Source organism: Paenibacillus profundus, assembly GCF_021369635.1.
In the GTDB taxonomy this organism is placed as follows: domain Bacteria; phylum Bacillota; class Bacilli; order Paenibacillales; family Paenibacillaceae; genus Paenibacillus_B; species Paenibacillus_B profundus.
Genome location: NZ_JAJNBZ010000010.1, coordinates 1 through 15,187, shown reverse-complemented (window position 1 = coordinate 15,187; position 15,187 = coordinate 1). Strand labels below are relative to the sequence as shown.

The window sequence follows — 15,187 nt, the reverse complement described above, 5'->3', positions numbered from 1 at the left end:
ATCAGACCCGTACATTCCATCGCTCGCGAATTCGTTCTGACCATGTTACTGGAGTCCACAACTCGTCATATGGAAAAGCGGCTTTTATCTTTGTAAATTTGCGTCGCATAAAGTATCCTTGACCCGGAGGCAGCATCTTCGTTCCTCCCGTACCTGCCGATTGTGATTCCGATATCGGAATACGCAGGAAAGACAAGTCATTCGCATCTATCGTACCAAATAAAAATCCGGATTGCGTCGCCTTCACATCATTGAACCAATCGACACCGAAGGTTGGGAAATCGGATGGCACGCCGGCCAAGATGACATGCACATTTTTATCACGACCCTGCCGTACGATGTCAGACAGTTGATTCTTGACTGCAAAATCCGTAATTTGTTTACATAAATAATCGGCATCATCCATGACGAACAGCAGCGCAGGCTCTTGACCGTCTTGAGTTCGAGTCTGCACTTGCTCGTGCACCGTCTGGATCAGCAACGGGATCTCTTCTTCTCGAGTCGCACAGCCTCTCATATGCGGCAAATCTTGCAGCGCACGAAGCCCTTCGCTTCCGTATCGCGTATCCACTGCATAAATGTGCACCTGTTCCGGTGAAGCATGGTAGGCCAGCGAGAGCATCCAGCTCGCGAGAAAGGATGTCTTGCCGCTTTCCATCGGACTGGCTACTACAAAGTGTGGTCCTTCCTTCAGGTCAATGCAGAAAGGCTCCAAATCATCAGAACGTATACCTACAGGCACGTTGAATGGTTCATCTTCTTCCTTATCGCTTGGTCTATCAGCAGGATGTACCAGCTCAGACAGCTTCACGAATTCAGGAAGCGGGCGAATCGGCGGTGCCTCTTTGCCATGCCACATCGCTTTCAATGCTTTCATCTGGTTGCGAAGCTCCACGATGCGCTCCGTCTCATCCAATCCGCCAGAAGGCAGCGCCGTCTGGAACTCTAGCGGCGGAAGCGCACCCTTGACCAGCCCTCTGCCGGGAGGCAGCTGCGATGGCGCCTTCATCGGCCGGCCAACAGCAAAATAATAATCGCTCGGATCGGCCAGCTCGAAGGACACGGCGTTCGGAATATTGCTGCGCACCTTCTCGAAAATGTCGGTAACCCGGTTGGCTGTAATGACGAACGTAATCGCCAGACTGCCGCCTTCTCGCAGCAAGTATTCCAATATATCATTTTCTTCCGGGTATGTCGTGCGGAAGGTCAAATACCCGTCGATAACGACTACGATGTTCGGAACCGATTCTCGCGTCACTTTCCGGTAGGAAGCAATCGTCTTGACGCCCGACTCCGATATCATTTCCTTCCGTTCTTTCACTTGATTAACAAGATAACGGAACAGTCGGTTGATCCGGTCGTCCTCTTCCATCAACATCACCGAGCCAACATGGGGCAGATGGGCAAAGTCCTTCATTATTCTGCCCATATCTACCACATAACCATGCCACTCATCCGGAGACAACTGTGTTGCGAGCGACATCAACAACGTCTGCACGAACGTAGTCTTCCCGGTGCCTGGCATACCGTATACCGCTATATGTCCTTGGTCTAAATTTATGGTTAACGCTTCTTGCCTCTGATTCATCAAATCGTCTACCACACCGACGGCTGGACGCAGTTCGGACTCTGGCATCCAGCTGGACGGAGTATCCTTCTGCATGGCAAGCACATCTGCCAGTTCGAGATGCTCCGGCAGCGGCGGCAGCCATGGTCCCTGCAGGCGTGGAATGCCAGCTCGCTTCGCCGCTTCCGCCACATGCTCGATAAATACTTGCAGCTGCTTCGGCGGCTCCTTATCCATGAAGGCAGTCGCCATCGTGTCTCCTGGAAGGAGCGGCTCTTGCTTCCCGTTGAGACGCACTTCGTTCGCATGAATGCGAAGCGACTGCTCATCTTCTCTCTTGACCAAGTAAGGAGCCCCGCTCCAGGCAAACTGCATCTCTTCAAATACCTCATCGCTGCCGACTTGGAAATAACCTCTGCCGGGATGGGTAATCCAAGCGGCATTCGGTATTTTCAGCATGTCTCGGCTGTCGCCTTCGCTCTGTACGCGCAGACAGATGCGGAAGCGGGTGTTGCTCCAGATTTTCTCGTCAACGACACCGCCCGGCTTCTGTGTCGCCAAAATCAAATGAACGCCCAACGTCCGCCCAATCGTCGCGATGCTTATCAATTCATCCATGAATTCAGGCTGGTCTTTTTTCAATTGTGCGAACTCGTCAATAATGATCACGAGATGGGGCAGCGGCTTCTCCGTCCGGTCGGCCGTCTTGTAATACTCGTCAATATGCTGCAGATTGCCTGCATCGTTCAAGATGCGCTGCCTCCGAATCAGCTCGGCCCGCAGCGATACTTTGGCACGCTCGATCAAGCTGCCTTCCAGATTCGTTATCGTCCCCACGACATGCGGGAGATCAACGAACGTATTCGACATACCGCCACCTTTATAGTCAATCAGCATGAACGCCAGCTCATGTGGATGGAACTCGGCAGATAGCGATGCCACAAGCGATTGGAGCACCTCGCTCTTCCCCGACCCGGTCGTTCCGGCGATCAATCCGTGCGGTCCATGTCCTTTGCGCTCTATTTTATCATGCAAATTGAGCATAATCTTCTTCCCGCCGGCCCGAACGCCGACCGGAACCGGTAAAGTATCGGGATACCGGTTGAGACGCCAACGGCCTGCTGCATCCAATTGTTCGATTTCCTTAATGCCGAGCATATCGAACAGCGTCAGCACAGTCGGTATGTCCGATGCGGACGATCGCTTTAACCGGATAGGCGCCATTAGCCGTGCAAACGCATCAGCCCTGTCGCGAGTCATACGATCTATCGCATAGACTTGATGTAGAATCCCTTCTTCTTCTGTCTTATGGGTGGAGGCGCCTCTGTTCGGCCCTACCTCTACGATGAGCTGACACTGCATAGGCAAGCGCTCCTTGCAATCTGACAGCACGATCGTGCAGCAGTCGACACGTCCCGCTTCTTCCAATAGCAGCGGAAATAACGGCTCTTCTTCAATCAATTGAGAGTCTGAGAGCAGCACAACATAACAGGGAATTTCCATCTTCTTCTGTCCGGATGTCTGGAAGCTCTTGCGCCGATTGAGCAGACTGAATAGTTGATCAGCAAGCTGGTGCGCCGTACTGCGGCGGTCAGCCATATAACGCTGCGTTCGGTCATCGTCCCACGTATGCGGCAACCAGCGCATCCCGTTCCATTCTTCTGCTTCCCGTTCGTCATAAAATGCGGCCAGCTTCACTTCGTCCGGCGAATGCCGGGTCGTCAACTGCGCTACGATGACGCGAATCGCATTCAGGACAGATTCTCTATCACCGACAACACCGACTACCTTAGACTGATATAACGGCAAGGCGATCGGCGCATCGGCCACCGTATTGAACTCAGATTCCACCTCATGCGCAGCTTCAATAAGCGGATCCCGTTCGTAGCCGTCAATCCGCGGCACTTCAATTTCAATATGAAAGGGTACATCTCCAGTGCCGATGCGAACATGCATGAAATCATCATCCAGAGGCCCGCGTTCCCACAGACTGCTATTGCGGTTCTTCACGATTTGATAGCATACATCCGGGTCTCCATGGATTCCATGCATCGCCTTCAACTGCTCGTGCTGCTTCTCTGTCAATTCGGAACGGTGCTTATCCAACTGTGCGCGGTACATCTGGTTCCGTTCGAACTTTCTGCGTTCATATCCCTTCTTATTGCTTAAGTACATAAAGAATGGGAGAGTATACGAAGTTAACATCATGATGATAGTAATCATCTGAAACATCAAATAATTGCTGTTGCCCAACTTGCCGGACATCGACATATATATGTAAAATCCGATGCTGACGAGCGTCATGACAATAGGGATAATAATCGTGATCATCGCAAACGTCGGGCGTGACGGCTCAGCAGGCGGTCTTAATATTTCGAGTTTCTCTTTAGGTAACGTAGGTTTAATTCTAGGTGACCTCTGATACATCACGTTCACTAAGAACAACTCCTCGTCTCAATCACTAATTATTCGCTTACCTGCCCCTTCTCATCTTGAAACAGCAACCTCCGCCCATACGCGGGCACAGATTCTGCCGTGGTAGAGAAAGCACGCTGTACGCGGACAAATGCGCCTTCCCGAAGTCCCGCTTCCATAAGACGCTGTTGTTCTTGGACGACGAACCATAACCCTTCCGGTTGCTTCGCTTCCAATATGTATTGTACATGATTCTTAGGGGCTTCCCCATATAGCTTCAATCCGAGGATTGCTTTCAATTGAAGTCCCGTGCTTTCATCCGGCACCTCGATGTCAAACCACTCTTGCCCCTGCCTTCCGGCGGTGACCGTCAGCATCATCGACCCTTCCCATCCTTTCCATGTCTGACTTATGATGATGATCGTAGAGCGAGTGTACTATTTTCTATGAAATACTTTAGCACTGTTTGATTGCTTATATCAATACGAGACGGCTTCTCGTCTTCTTACGATTGTAACAGAAGTGAAACGAGCTGTACTCCTATATTGTATATATTGGAATTGGTCCTTTTCAATATGTCTTGAGGCTTGTTTGTGCCGGAAGTCACAATTTTCTTACAAACAGCAAAACACCACACCCCCAGATTTCCCGCTTCAGGGAACCCAGAGGTGTGGTTGGCCGAAACACAGCTTTTACATCGGCATGCTTGCTTTTCATTTAAAGTTCGTAATTCAAAGGTCACTAAAAGGGGGCTTTTTGAACAACCTTTTTAAAATTCACTTGAGCGGTAATCGAACGGATCAATCTGTTTCAGCACGCTTAATTCCCGCGCAGTCGGCATTGGGGTGAAGCGAATGTCGTCGTACTTCACTTCGAAGCCGGTGTTCTGCACAACCTCCTCCAATGAGGAGGTCGGATGAATACTTTCCAGCATCAATGCTCCGTCCTTCATCGCGAATACGCACAGAGGGGTTACAATCCTCCACACATTGCCCCGTGTCGTCACAAAATCAACCTTTTCCACAAAAGTGCGCCGGTCGTGCTTCGTCCGCCAAATAATCGCTTTCTTCGCGGTCGGTATGAGCACGGCGCTTCCGGCTCCGCCGGGCAATCTGACCTTCGGCTTATGGTAGTCTCCAATGACGGAGGCATTCACATTGCCCCGCGCATCGAACTGCACGCCGCCCAGAAAGGCAACATCCAGCCCTCCGCGCATCGACAGGTCGAACACCTGCTCAAGAGGAAAGTAAGCTTCTGCGCTGGCAAGCAAATCCGCGCCCGCAGAAGAATACGATGCTTTCTTAATCGAGGAAGGATTGACACCTCCCGGAATGTTAAGATGGACCAGATTCGGCGCATGCAAATGCCGGGCCAGCATCATTGCTACCATCGGCATTTGCGAAGAGACGCCGTGAAACACCGTCTCTCCGTCTTGGAGCATACGGGCAATCGCACATATCATAATGTCACTCACTCTTGCTTGATTCGCCGTGTTCACCAATTACCACCTGCCCTTGTCCCGCTTCGATCCTTACTTTCGTAAGCTTGCACATACTGTTCAATTTCGTCTGCCGTCTTCATTTTCACAAACTGTTCCAGCATTTTGAAGTCTGCTTCATAGCTCTTCTCGCAGGAGCACGGTGCGGCACCCCGCGGAACCGGAACGACCGCTTGCACCAGAAAATGGGGAATGTCCACATTGTCGGGACGCATTCTCATTTTGCTCTTCGGAACAATTTTCTCGGTCGTCAAAATGACTTTCTTGGCTGCACGACTCATCAGTACATCCTCGAACTTCGGGCCGGCAACGATGGCATTGCCATCCTCGTCGCATTCCTGTACATGCAGCACTGCCACATCTGGAACGATGGCGCGTACTACCGTAACCGGCTCATCGCCGAACGGATTCGCGATGACTTGAAAGTAATCGTTAGCCTCGATTAAATCTCCCGTTTTCAATCCCGCCACAGGCATAAAAGGCGCGCCTGAGGCTGCGGCCCGCAGCGCGCAGATGACCGTATAGCAAGCATGCTCATGGCCTTGCACTTCGCCTCTTTCCACAGCTTTACGGTAATGCATGGCCAGACCGAATTCGGTTTCATAGCTGACAAATCCCGCATCGACCGACTGAACGCAGCCTGCTGCACACAGCAAATCGATGTCATGCGCACCCGCTGTCTTCACGAGACGCAAGCGGCGTTTTTTTTGTCTGACCAGCTCGCGGACCATCGCCATCGGCGCACGGTGGAGCACATTGCCGCCGAGAGCTACGGTGGCGCCGTCGCGCACTAGGGCGGAAGCTTCTTGAAGACTCATTAATTTTCGATTCATTCTGTCACCACCTATTTGATAGCATTACACGCAATATGAACAGCATCCCATACTCCAGCGAACGGCGGCGCATAACACAAGTCAACCATTCCCATCTCAGCTGCAGTCATACGGTTATGGATAGCTACGGCCAAAATATCGATGCGGAGCACGACCCCTTTCTCACCGATGCCTTGTGCTCCGAGCAAAACGCCCGTTTTCTTCTCATAGATGAGCTTCAAGTGGATCGGCGTCGGGTCAGGGTAATATTTGGGATGGTCGGCAGCACTTACCCATACTGTGCCATAGTCAATCGCAAGCCGCTTCGCATCCTCTTCCGCCATGCCGGTGCGGCCGAGCTCTAGACCAAGCACTTTAATTGCGGCGCTGCCGAGCGTGCCAATGAACTTCTCGTGCTTGCCGAGCAGGTTCACTCCGGTAATACGTCCGCATTTGTTCGCCGTCGTGCCGAGCGGAATATATGTGTTCTCTTCCATGACGCGGCTGTATACTTCGGCGCAATCCCCCGCTGCATAAATGTCTTCCACGCTCGTTCTCATCTCGCGATCGATGATGACAGCGCCGTTGCGGGCCACACGTATATCCGTACCTTTGACAAATCCGGTCGCCGGCTTGACGCCGACGGATAGAATGACCAAGTCCGCAGGATACGTCCCCTTATCCGTGCATATGCCTGAGACTCGATCCGTCCCGGTAATTTCTTCTACTTTTTCCCCAGTATTCAAGCTAACGCCTTTCGCCAGTAATTCCTGAGAAGCGATATCGGTAAGTTCTTGATCAAACGTCTTGAGAATGCGATCGCCAAGCTCGACGACCCGAACCCGTTTACCGAGCTCGACCATCGCCTCGGCCACTTCGATGCCAATATAACCGCCGCCAACGATAACCACATCCTGAATGTCCGGCGAAGTTATCTTTTCCTTCAACGCAATGCCGTCTTCCAGTGTCTTCAGCACATGCACGCCTGGCAGTTCCTTGCCTGGCAGCGGTGGCACGACAGGGACAGTTCCGGTTGCAATCATCAATTTGTCGTAATGGTCCAAAAACACTTTGTTCTTTTCTAAATCCTTGACCATAATCCGCTTGGACTCGGGAACGAGCTTGATCACCTCGTGCCGCAGGCGGGTGTGAATTCCTGCTTGCTCGAATTGTTCGCGTGTACGCGCAATCATTTTCCGGTAATCATCGTTGGCGCCCGACACGTAGTAAGGCAGGCCACAAGCGCCGTAAGACAAAAAGCGGCCTTTTTCATACACAATGACTTCCGCATCCGGATCGGTGCGTTTAATTTTGGATGCGGCCGACATGCCTGCCGCAACACCGCCGATAATGATGATTTTCATATCAGCTTCCTCCTTCCTGCAAGGCAATAATTCTTGCCTCGGCCCGCTTCAGAGCCGCTTCTGCGCTCCGCAGCCCTTGAAACGCTTCAAATATCTCCTGATACAGCACGCCCATCACTTCGCCTGCCCGCACCAGCGAGGGCAGAGGCTGCGCATATTGCTGCAGCATACTGAGATGAGCATCGTACCACGAATGCTTGTCTCCATCACTATCGTACGTGGATAGCCGCACAGGCGATCCCGCATAGGCGCCGATAATCCGATCCGCTTCCTTGGAGGAAAGATACCGCAGCAGCGCATTGGCTTCGTCCTGCTTCAACACTTTCAAAGATTCGCTCATCTTTCCCCTCCGTTCTTGATCACAAGTGCCGTGTGGCGGAAAATACAGGCTCGTTGTCAATAATGCCGACGACAAGCGCGTCAATCGGCGCAGGCTTCGCGAGCGCTTGCTGTATATTGGCGCCCTCAGACACGAGCACCAGTTGGTCCGTGCCCGCTCCGATCGTATCGGCAGCGACAATATACGTTTTTTGCTCGGTATAACACAGTTCAATGATAAGAAGCTTGTATCCTTGAAGCCCATCATATTTGCGAGTGGATACCATGTTCCCCACCACTTTGCCTATCTTCATCGCCATGAGCCTCACTTTCACCGTAGGATTTCGAGTGTATCCCCCTGCTTGATGCCAAAAGCGTTGGAATCATCTGTATCGATGTGCATTTCCAATGCATAATCAGCGCGCACTTTAATCGATACACAGTCCATAATCCCACCCTTTTCACCGGTTACCTTCACTTGAACCTTCTGTCCATGCTGAACGCCGTATGCTCTGGCATCATCAGGCGTCATATGAATATGGCGTTCGGCTACAATGCATCCTTGCTCCAGTGTGACAGTGCCGTTCGGACCGGCAAGCTGCAGGCCGGGAGAGCCTTCAATCCGGCCCGATTCCCTTACCGGCGGATGAACGCCCAACTTGCGCGCTTCACTTGCCGCAATTTCAATTTGCGTGTTTTTACGGAACGGGCCCAAGATGCGCACATTCTCGATCATTCCTTTTGGACCGATGAGCGTAACTTTCTCGTTCGCTGCAAATTGCCCCGGCTGGGATATATCTTTGAATTTGGTTAACGGCTTGTCTTTGCCAAACAGCAGTTCCATATGCTCTGCCGACACGTGCACATGTCTCGCAGAGACGCCGACCGGTACGAGATTCAGAGGCTCCCAGGCGGGAGCCAAGTCGTACCGTTGCAACTCTTCCATTATTAATTGAGTAATGTAGTCCGTTAATTCCTTATTAACCTGTTCCGTCATGTTCATCACCGCTGTCATTTCATTGATGGCAGAATCTTAGCAATATCTTCGTGCGGCCTTGGGATGACGTGAACGGCCACCAGCTCCCCAACTCTTTGTACCGCTTCTGCTCCGACCTCTATCGCCGCTTTGACGGCGCCGACTTCCCCTTTAACCATGATGGTTACCAGTCCGGAGCCAATTTTCTCTGTACCGACGATTTCCACGTTGGCCGCCTTTAGCATCGCGTCCGCCGCCTCAATGGCCGCCGTCAATCCTCTTGTTTCGATCATGCCCAGTGATTCATTCATGTGCGGCTTCCTCCTCTACGAGATTGGTAAGGATGAACGGTTCGTTCCTGATTATTTCAAGCAGGGCAGTATTTTGGCCACATCGCTATGCGGTCTCGGAATGACGTGCGCCGCCACCAGCTCCCCTAGACGCTGTACGGCTTCCGCGCCGACTTCCGTAGCGGCTTTGACTGCTCCGACATCTCCCCGGACAATAATCGTAACGAGTCCAGAACCGATTTTCTCCGTACCGACGATTTCCACATTGGCCGCCTTCAGCATCGCATCCGCCGCTTCAATCGCCGCCGTTAACCCTCTTGTCTCAATGATTCCCAATGATTCGTTCATCTGAAAAACCTCCTTCGGAAGTTGAGTTTCCATTTTCTTATTTCACTGCAGAGATAAGCTTGGCCACATCGCTATGCGGGCGTGGAATAACATGAACTGCTACCAATTCACCTACGCGCTGCGCCGCTTCTGCTCCGACTTCAGCCGCTGCCTTAACCGCACCTACATCTCCTTGCACCATAACGGATACGAGTCCGGAACCGATTTTCTCGGTGCCCACAATTTCCACATTCGCCGCTTTCAGCATCGCATCTGCCGCTTCAATCGCCGCCGTTAATCCTCTTGTTTCTACAATAGCTAATGATTGGTTCATTTCATTTTTCCTCCTTCATGTTCTTCTTCTCCGACGCAGCCGGCCGGGAAGCTTTTAGTTTCGTTTTTGTTTTCGCATCCATCTCATCCGTCTTGCTGGACGAAGCCGTAATATTCTCGTTGCCAGCAACGTCCGGCTGCGCTTGCTGCCGCTCCACCGCCGTCTTCTGTTCCGTCGGCTGCACCATCTCTTCATCTGCCATCTTATCCAGCTCCTGCCCTGAAGAAGGCATGATAAACTTCATAATTTCAGCGTGAGGCTTCAATATGACGGCTGCGTTAGCAAGCGGATTGTGCGCTTTGCCGGCGCATACCGCCTCGGCCGCTTCCACCGCCGCCTTCACATTGGCAATATCGCCGCCTACTACGACCGTTACCAGCTTCCCGCCCAAATAGTTCTCACTTGCCAACCATTCTACCTGGGCCGCTTTGCTCATCGCATCGGTCATTTCCAGTGCGGTCGCAAAATAACGGGCTTCGATCACGCCTATCGCATCGTAAGACATCATAGTGTTCCCTCCGTTCCATCACGCGGCAACAGCTGCCCGATTCCATCGTCAGGATTGTTGATGATATGGACGGCTGCAAGCTCCCCCGTATTCTGGGCTTCAAGCGCTCCGATGTCGAGTGCGGCTTGAACGGAATCCAGCTTTCCTTGAATGAGCACCGTCACTATGCCCGATCCTGATTTTTCAAAGCCTAATACGGTTACATAAGCGCATTTCACCATCATATCCGCAGCGCGTATGGCCGGTGTCATGCCGATCGTTTCAATCATGCCAAGGGATTCTTTCATGCCGCACCCCCAATAGTGCTTCTTCACACACTCTATTTCACGGATACTTTGCCTTGCGTCATTAAAGAGGCAATTCCCGCGCTGCCCGACGTAATGCATTTCGTGATCACTTGGTCATCGCGCAAATATGACAACGCCTCTTCCCGCGCTACAGCGAGCGCCGTCTGCACGTGACTGACGGTTCCGCTGAACTTCACTTGAATCATGACCGGAATGGAAGCCGGCATGTCATCGGGCGGGTTGTTCGCATCAATACCGTGAATGTGCACATCGGCCGCCTTGCAAGCTTTGTCCATAACGGCCAAGGCTACGCTGTACCCCTGAACTTCTAAAAATCCCAATGCTTTGCCGTCTGTCATCGTCATCTACCTCTCTTGCCGGATTCAACGTTCCGCAAGAACGCACCGCTTCTTTCTCGTGAAGGTACGAGCTGATGTCAGACCTTCGCCCGTCGGACCTGCGATTGTCATCGTCGTACAGCCCTCTCCGCCAGCGCCGACACCAGCCAGAGACGAAGCGTTCTTCACAAAGATCGTCGTGCCGATCGCGCGCTCAAATGCAGCGAAGTTAGCTACATTGGTGGAATGCATCAGCGCGGTATGCCGATTGTCATGCTCCGCCTCTACAGCCAAGCGAATCGCTTCATCCAGGTCACTCACCCGTACGATTGGCAATACCGGCATCATCTGCTCCAATTGCACGAACGGATGGTCGAAGTCGACTTCGCAAATAAGGAGCTTCACTTCTTTTTCAGGTGTAACGCCGATTTTCTCTAAAAATAAAGCCGCATCCTTACCGATCCACTCTTTCACGGTGTGGTATTCACGCTTCGTATCCAGTGAGCAGCCGCCTGCCGTCTCGTTCACGTTCGCTTCCAATGCGAAGCTCATCACCTGTTCGAGCTCGCGATCGTCCAATCGGTATGCCCCGTGATTCAACATGTGGAACAGGAGATCGTCAGCCACTTTGTCAACGACGAACACTTCCTTCTCCGCAATGCATAAAATGTTGTTCTCGAAGGACGCCCCTGCAATAATCTCTTTCGCCGCCAGTTCTATGTTAGCGGTTTCATCAACAATAACAGGAGGATTGCCTGCGCCTGCTCCAATCGCTTTCTTGCCGGAACGAAGCAACGCCCTTACCAACCCGGGACCTCCCGTGCCGACGAGCAGTTGAACCTTCGGCGATTGTGTGATCGCATCCAGTGTTTCTTTAGTCGGCTCCTTCACCATCGTCACCAGATGCTCCGGTCCGCCTGCTTCCTGAACCGCCCGGTTTATCATTTTTACCGCGTAAGCGCAACAAGCTTTGGAGGATGGGTGGACATTGTATACGACTGCATTGCCCGCAGCAAGCATCCCGATGGCGTTATTGATAACCGTCTCTACTGAGTTCGTCACTGGAGTTACGGCCCCGATTACGCCAAACGGCCCATCCTTCACCAACGTAAGCCCATTATCTCCAGAAAACGCTTTCGTTTCCAAATCCTCTGTGCCAGGCGTTTTGAGAGCGGTTAACTCTAACTTGGCGATTTTATCCTCATAACGTCCGAGCTTCGTTTCTTTCAATACCATGCTTGCCAATGTTTCCTTATGTTCGAGCGTCGCTTTGCGAATGGCGGCAATAAAGCGCTCCCGATCCTGCATACTGAAATGGTGAGCGTATGCTCTCTGAGCCTGATAAGCAGCAGCTATCGCCGCTTCCACCTCATCGAACACTCCGTAATCGCCGTTGCTCCGCACAGGCTCAGCGGCCACAGGTGCTGATTCAGGCTTTGCCTGTCCGGTTGCCGCGTCATCTGCAGCTTGCGCGCCGGACAGATTGTGCTCGATATTTTTCAACACGCCCTGAATAATGTTCTGGATGTCCGTTTCCGTCAACTTGATGCTCAATCTCGTTCACCCCTTCAATTGCAGCTTCTGCAACACTTGTTCCGTCACTTTAGCAACAATTTGATTGACGAGGTCCGCTTTATCCGCTTCGCTCGGAATTTGTGCTTCCTCCCGGCTGCGCACATCGGTTCGAACCGGCTTGCAGCTTGGCGTTCCCCCGCTATGAATTCCCATCTTCTTGCGAATTTCGATTAAATCGGATACTTGGTTGCAATTCAATTCATTCGCTTGTTCAATGATTTTTCCGGAATACATCAGCATGAGCGCATAATGCTCCAACGACTCGAGGCGGTAATAAGCTTCCACAATATCTTTGCCCCAAGTCAGCGCGCCGTGATTCGCCAACAACACCGCGTTGTAGTCCTTGCAGTACGGAGCAATCGAGTCCGGCACTTCCTGCGTTCCCGGTGTCGCATATGGAGCGACCGGAACTTTCCCCAGAATAACAACTGCCTCTGGCGAAACGGCCTGATCCAAATCGATGCCCGCAATCGCAAACGATGTCGCCACTGGCGGGTGTGCGTGAGTAACAGCCTGAACGTCAGGATTTTCTGCGTATACCCGCAGATGCATCTTGATCTCGGAGGAAGGCTTGCGGTTGCCGGCTAGCACCTTGCCGTTCAAATCCATCTTGACGAGCATGTCCGGCGTCATGAACCCTTTGCTCACCCCAGTCGGCGTGGCCCATATCGTGTTGGGGCCTGTTTTTACGGTAATGTTCCCGTCGTTAGCGGCCACGAAATTTTTGAGGTACATTCTTCTGCCCATTTCGCATATCATCTTTTTCGCTTCAAAATCAGAATAGTACGTTATCTTTTTAAGCACGATGTCACCTCCTGTGTGATGCCTTATATGTGTGTCTTTATGTCATTTATTTTCCTACTTCTTACGTTGTTTGTCAATGATTTATTTTGACTTTTATTGTTTCTTGTTTGTTTTTTTGAATAACCTTTTAAGAACTATCTCTTTTTTGTTATTTTTAAGTTTGAATGTTATACTATTAGTGTATAAACAACACCCAAACCACAAAAACCACATCTATTTTTGGTAGTGAAGTGTGATATACTTATTAAAACCAATAAAATGTATGTGTTTTAGGAGCGAATTTGTGCAATGTTACCAGTAGCGAGAAAAGCCAAAATTAAAGAGATTATTATGGAAGAGAAAAGCGTGACCGTTGCCGCGCTTACTTCTTTGTTCAGCGTGACGGAGGAAACGATCCGCCGCGACCTGAAGCAGTTAGAGGACGAAGGCATCCTGACACGCACTTATGGCGGAGCCTATATTCCAGACGGGGTGCAAAATGATGTGAACGTGAATTTGCGGGAGCACATCCATGTCGACGGCAAGAAGCGCATTGCCGCAAAATGCGCTGAATTCATCGGCAACGGCGACTCTATCTTCTTGGATGCTTCCACCACGTCGTTGTATATTGCGCAGCAATTGGAGGATAAGCGGATAACCGTCGTCACCAATTCGATTAAGATTGTCAACGCCCTAATCGACAACAAGAATGTCCATTTGGTCATCATCGGCGGCGGCATCTCCTCCAGTTCCATGTCCGCTCTCGGACGCAACGCCGAATTGAACATGAACAGTTATTTTTTCGATTTGGCCTTTATCTCCTGCCGATCCGTCAGCATGCAGCATGGCATTACCGATTCGAACGAGCAGCAGGCGGAGGTGCGCCGGCTGGCCGTCGAGCGCGCCAACAAAGTCCATCTCGTGGCGGATATTACGAAGTTCGACCGCACTTCCTTTGCCAGCATCTGCGACCTCGATAATATTCATACGATCGTTACCGACAAGAAGCTGGGAGAAGCATGGCATGAATTTTTGAATACGCACAACATTGCCCTGCATGAGTGCATCTGATTGCCTGAGCAACACGACAAAGGCTGCATCGCCGCAATTCACGGGCGAGCAGCCTTTTTTATTAATGATTGGGATGCCCATTTACAGAGCATTTTAGCTATAGGAGAAAATTTTAATAAATTGAAGAGTTATGGGAACACCTTTTTCTGGAACTACATCTACTGTGAGGACTCCTTCGGATACTTTATACACAATAAGCGGTTGTAACATTCCGTTTATAAATAGATTCATGTAAGATACAGTGGCTGGATTCAGTATCCCTGTGCTCCCGAATTGAGTTAGCTCATCCTGATTCGTGTAAGTATTCTTAACGCCATCTGAAACCGTAATGTATTGGAAGGTTTCGACCTTAAGAACCCCTGTTGTAGGTGGGGGTGGAGGTGGAGGTGGAGGGACGGGAAAGAGGACGGAGCAATCCTGCGGAGGGAAAATTGTATTGCATGGCAGTGTGGAAGACGTTTCAACATAGCTGAACTTTAGATGACGATCCCACGGTTTCGCCGTTATCCGAATCACATTGCTTACCTCATTCACCTTTAAGATTCACCTCCTACCAGTCACTAAATTGTTTATTGACCAATTCAATTTCTCATAGCACTTCATGATATGCACGTTCAGCTGTTCTGTTCCCGCCTGTATGCAGGTTTATAAATAAAAAGGCTGCCCTAGAGTTGAACTGCACCCCGTCAAGTAGACAGTACAAAAAATAAAAATCAATTAAGCG

At 51.1% G+C, this 15,187-nt stretch carries 18 protein-coding genes; 1 reads left to right on the top strand and 17 read right to left on the bottom strand.

Going from position 1 to position 15,187, the window contains the following annotated elements; translation table 11 throughout:
• Window position 1: 1 nt before the first annotated feature.
• The 16 genes from essC to LQV63_RS13845 form a co-directional block, all read right to left on the bottom strand.
• Entirely contained in the window at window positions 2-4,003 is a 4,002-nt protein-coding gene (essC, locus tag LQV63_RS13920; protein WP_233697173.1) for a type VII secretion protein EssC, read from the bottom strand.
• Window positions 4,004-4,032: 29 nt separating this feature from the next.
• On the bottom strand, window positions 4,033-4,362 hold the full coding sequence (locus LQV63_RS13915; RefSeq protein ID WP_233697172.1) for a hypothetical protein: 330 nt from the start codon (window positions 4,360-4,362) through the stop codon (window positions 4,033-4,035).
• A 389-nt stretch (window positions 4,363-4,751) separates the two neighbouring features.
• The gene (locus LQV63_RS13910; protein WP_233697171.1) at window positions 4,752-5,480 is read right to left on the bottom strand and encodes a CoA-transferase subunit beta; all 729 of its coding nucleotides are present in this window, start codon (window positions 5,478-5,480) and stop codon (window positions 4,752-4,754) included.
• A complete protein-coding gene (locus LQV63_RS13905; protein WP_233697170.1) occupies window positions 5,477-6,313 on the bottom strand; it encodes a CoA transferase subunit A in 837 nt (278 codons plus the stop codon). Before LQV63_RS13905 ends, LQV63_RS13910 begins: the two co-directional genes overlap by 4 nt.
• An 11-nt stretch (window positions 6,314-6,324) precedes the next feature.
• Window positions 6,325-7,656, bottom strand: a complete 1,332-nt coding sequence (locus LQV63_RS13900; protein WP_233697169.1) for a CoA-disulfide reductase — start codon at window positions 7,654-7,656, stop codon at window positions 6,325-6,327.
• Window position 7,657: 1 nt separating this feature from the next.
• Complete coding sequence (locus LQV63_RS13895) at window positions 7,658-7,996, bottom strand: type 2 periplasmic-binding domain-containing protein (RefSeq protein ID WP_233697168.1); 339 nt, start codon at window positions 7,994-7,996, stop codon at window positions 7,658-7,660.
• Window positions 7,997-8,015: 19 nt separating this feature from the next.
• The gene (locus LQV63_RS13890; protein ID WP_036705509.1) at window positions 8,016-8,288 is read right to left on the bottom strand and encodes a EutN/CcmL family microcompartment protein; all 273 of its coding nucleotides are present in this window, start codon (window positions 8,286-8,288) and stop codon (window positions 8,016-8,018) included.
• A gap of 17 nt (window positions 8,289-8,305) precedes the next feature.
• Window positions 8,306-8,971: a phosphate propanoyltransferase gene (pduL, locus tag LQV63_RS13885; RefSeq protein WP_233697167.1), complete on the bottom strand. Its 666-nt coding sequence runs from the start codon at window positions 8,969-8,971 to the stop codon at window positions 8,306-8,308.
• A gap of 14 nt (window positions 8,972-8,985) precedes the next feature.
• Window positions 8,986-9,261 (bottom strand): BMC domain-containing protein, encoded by a 276-nt coding sequence (locus LQV63_RS13880; protein WP_019424156.1) that lies wholly within the window; start codon window positions 9,259-9,261, stop codon window positions 8,986-8,988.
• A gap of 51 nt (window positions 9,262-9,312) precedes the next feature.
• A complete protein-coding gene (locus LQV63_RS13875) occupies window positions 9,313-9,588 on the bottom strand; it encodes a BMC domain-containing protein (protein ID WP_019424157.1) in 276 nt (91 codons plus the stop codon).
• Between the two features lie 37 nt (window positions 9,589-9,625).
• On the bottom strand, window positions 9,626-9,901 hold the full coding sequence (locus LQV63_RS13870) for a BMC domain-containing protein (RefSeq protein WP_233697166.1): 276 nt from the start codon (window positions 9,899-9,901) through the stop codon (window positions 9,626-9,628).
• Window position 9,902: 1 nt separating this feature from the next.
• Window positions 9,903-10,409: a BMC domain-containing protein gene (locus LQV63_RS13865; RefSeq protein ID WP_233697165.1), complete on the bottom strand. Its 507-nt coding sequence runs from the start codon at window positions 10,407-10,409 to the stop codon at window positions 9,903-9,905.
• Window positions 10,406-10,696 (bottom strand): BMC domain-containing protein, encoded by a 291-nt coding sequence (locus LQV63_RS13860; RefSeq protein WP_233697164.1) that lies wholly within the window; start codon window positions 10,694-10,696, stop codon window positions 10,406-10,408. The genes LQV63_RS13865 and LQV63_RS13860 overlap by 4 nt, the downstream gene beginning before the upstream one ends.
• A 32-nt stretch (window positions 10,697-10,728) precedes the next feature.
• Entirely contained in the window at window positions 10,729-11,055 is a 327-nt protein-coding gene (locus LQV63_RS13855) for a BMC domain-containing protein (protein WP_233697163.1), read from the bottom strand.
• Window positions 11,056-11,079: 24 nt separating this feature from the next.
• Window positions 11,080-12,588, bottom strand: coding sequence for an aldehyde dehydrogenase family protein (locus LQV63_RS13850; RefSeq protein WP_233697162.1), 1,509 nt, complete (start codon window positions 12,586-12,588; stop codon window positions 11,080-11,082).
• Between the two features lie 6 nt (window positions 12,589-12,594).
• Window positions 12,595-13,368, bottom strand: coding sequence for a class II aldolase/adducin family protein (locus tag LQV63_RS13845; RefSeq protein ID WP_267934045.1), 774 nt, complete (start codon window positions 13,366-13,368; stop codon window positions 12,595-12,597).
• Window positions 13,369-13,701: 333 nt separating this feature from the next.
• Between LQV63_RS13845 and LQV63_RS13840 the strand changes: the two genes are divergently transcribed.
• Window positions 13,702-14,463 (top strand): DeoR/GlpR family DNA-binding transcription regulator, encoded by a 762-nt coding sequence (locus LQV63_RS13840; protein ID WP_233697160.1) that lies wholly within the window; start codon window positions 13,702-13,704, stop codon window positions 14,461-14,463.
• 93 nt (window positions 14,464-14,556) lie between these two features.
• Here the strand turns inward: LQV63_RS13840 and LQV63_RS13835 are convergent, their stop codons facing one another.
• Window positions 14,557-14,979 carry a DUF4183 domain-containing protein gene (locus LQV63_RS13835; protein ID WP_233697265.1) on the bottom strand — a complete coding sequence of 141 codons (423 nt, stop codon included), beginning with the start codon at window positions 14,977-14,979 and terminating at the stop codon, window positions 14,557-14,559.
• Window positions 14,980-15,187: the final 208 nt, after the last annotated feature.

Excerpts from the sequence above, each read along its gene's own strand:
- LQV63_RS13855 (WP_233697163.1), bottom strand. The coding sequence starts at position 11,055 with ATGACAGACGGCAAAGCATTGGGATTTTTAGAAGTTCAGGGGTACAGC.
- LQV63_RS13865 (WP_233697165.1), bottom strand. The coding sequence starts at position 10,409 with ATGATGTCTTACGATGCGATAGGCGTGATCGAAGCCCGTTATTTTGCG.
- LQV63_RS13890 (WP_036705509.1), bottom strand. The coding sequence starts at position 8,288 with ATGAAGATAGGCAAAGTGGTGGGGAACATGGTATCCACTCGCAAATAT.
- LQV63_RS13900 (WP_233697169.1), bottom strand. The coding sequence starts at position 7,656 with ATGAAAATCATCATTATCGGCGGTGTTGCGGCAGGCATGTCGGCCGCA.
- LQV63_RS13880 (WP_019424156.1), bottom strand. The coding sequence starts at position 9,261 with ATGAATGAATCACTGGGCATGATCGAAACAAGAGGATTGACGGCGGCC.
- LQV63_RS13860 (WP_233697164.1), bottom strand. The coding sequence starts at position 10,696 with ATGAAAGAATCCCTTGGCATGATTGAAACGATCGGCATGACACCGGCC.
- LQV63_RS13845 (WP_267934045.1), bottom strand. The coding sequence starts at position 13,368 with ATGATATGCGAAATGGGCAGAAGAATGTACCTCAAAAATTTCGTGGCC.
- LQV63_RS13915 (WP_233697172.1), bottom strand. The coding sequence starts at position 4,362 with ATGATGCTGACGGTCACCGCCGGAAGGCAGGGGCAAGAGTGGTTTGAC.
- LQV63_RS13870 (WP_233697166.1), bottom strand. The coding sequence starts at position 9,901 with ATGAACCAATCATTAGCTATTGTAGAAACAAGAGGATTAACGGCGGCG.
- LQV63_RS13905 (WP_233697170.1), bottom strand. The coding sequence starts at position 6,313 with ATGAATCGAAAATTAATGAGTCTTCAAGAAGCTTCCGCCCTAGTGCGC.
- LQV63_RS13840 (WP_233697160.1), top strand. The coding sequence starts at position 13,702 with ATGTTACCAGTAGCGAGAAAAGCCAAAATTAAAGAGATTATTATGGAA.
- LQV63_RS13895 (WP_233697168.1), bottom strand. The coding sequence starts at position 7,996 with ATGAGCGAATCTTTGAAAGTGTTGAAGCAGGACGAAGCCAATGCGCTG.
- pduL (WP_233697167.1), bottom strand. The coding sequence starts at position 8,971 with ATGACGGAACAGGTTAATAAGGAATTAACGGACTACATTACTCAATTA.
- LQV63_RS13875 (WP_019424157.1), bottom strand. The coding sequence starts at position 9,588 with ATGAACGAATCATTGGGAATCATTGAGACAAGAGGGTTAACGGCGGCG.